The 1,383-nt window shown below is 63.9% G+C and carries 2 protein-coding genes; both read right to left on the reverse strand.

From position 1 onward, the window contains the following. The coding region (gene istB / locus AC0L3J_RS37005; protein ID WP_473350373.1) for an IS21-like element helper ATPase IstB at positions 1–659 on the reverse strand (659 nt) is incomplete at its 3' end. A 19-nt stretch (positions 660–678) separates the two neighbouring features. Beyond that, positions 679–1,383: Mu transposase domain-containing protein (locus AC0L3J_RS37010; protein ID WP_473350374.1), on the reverse strand; the 705-nt coding region annotated here is incomplete at its 5' end.

Genomic DNA, 1,383 nt, shown 5'->3' on the forward strand with positions numbered 1-1,383 from the left:
AGGACGGCGTCGGCGATGGTCGGGTCGGCGATGATCTCATGCCAATTTTCGATCGGTACCTGGCTGGTGATGATGGTCGATCCGCGCTGGTGACGATCGTCGACGACTTCGAGGAGATCGCGACGCTGCTCGCCGGTAATCGGAGCGAGGCCCCAGTCATCGAGGATGAGCAAATCGACCCTCGATAACGTCTTGAGGAGCCGCGCATAGCGTCCGTCGCCGCGGGCGAGCGCAAGAGCTTCGAACAGCCTTGGCAGGCGATGATATAAGACGGATCGATTATCGCGGCATGCCTTGTGGCCGAGTGCGCAGGCGATCCAGCTCTTGCCGACGCCGGTCGGCCCGGTGATGAGCAAATTTTGCTTGCGGCTGATCCAATCGCCATCGACGAGCTTGGCAAAGAAGGCGCGGTCGATGCCGCGCGGAGCGCGCAGATCGACATCTTCGACGATTGCGGCCTGCCGTAGCGAGGCGAACTTCAGGCGCACGATGAGCCTTTTGTTCTCTCGCTCGGTTGCTTCGCGATCGATCATCAGGCCGAGGCGCTGCTCGAAGGTCAGCGCGGTAACGTCCGGTTGGCGTTGCTGATCGTCGAAGGCCTTGGCCATGCCGGCGAGCCCGAGAGCAGCGAGACGTTCGTGGGTGTGGTTGCTGAGCATAAGGTCTCCTTGTTGGTGGTCAGTGGTAGTAGCCGCGGCCACGGATGTTGCCGTGCTGGATGGGATCGGCCTCGGGGGCGGTGTCGGGAAGGAAGGCTTTGTCCAGGCCGGTCTTGAGGATCGAGGCGATCGACCGATAGCTCGCTGAGCCGATGCTGATCCCACGGCGGCACGCGGCTTCCAGACGTTGCGTCCCATAGGTCTTTTCCAACCGCAGGATGCCGAGACAGGATCGGAAGCCCTGCTCGGGATGGGGCTTTGTCCGCATGATCGCCTGGCACAGCGCGATCGTGGACGGACCGATCTTCTCGGCGGCGGCCAGCAGACGTGCCGGCGTCCAGAAGGCGTATCGGCGATGTGCGCTCGGCATGTGCTCGGGGATCGTGGTGTGGCGGCGCCTGACGCCTGAGCGTGCGTGGCTGGCGATCCGGGTGCCGCGATGGAACACCTCGATGGTTGCCTCGGTGGCCCGCACCTCGACGACCTGGCGGATCAGGCGGGATGGCACCGAGTAGAAGTGCCCCTGAACCTCGACATGGTAATCCGGCGCTACACGGGCACGACGCCATTCGGCGTACTGATAGGGTTCGGCCGGCAGCGGCATCAGGGCCGGACGATCGATGGTGTCGAAGAACTCGCGGCGGCTGGCACCGAGCTTGCGCATCAGGCGGGCGTTGAGTTCGTCGACCAGGATGCGGATCGCAACGTTCAACTCGGCGAGCGA

This window comes from Bradyrhizobium sp. Kon37 (genome assembly GCF_055807535.1).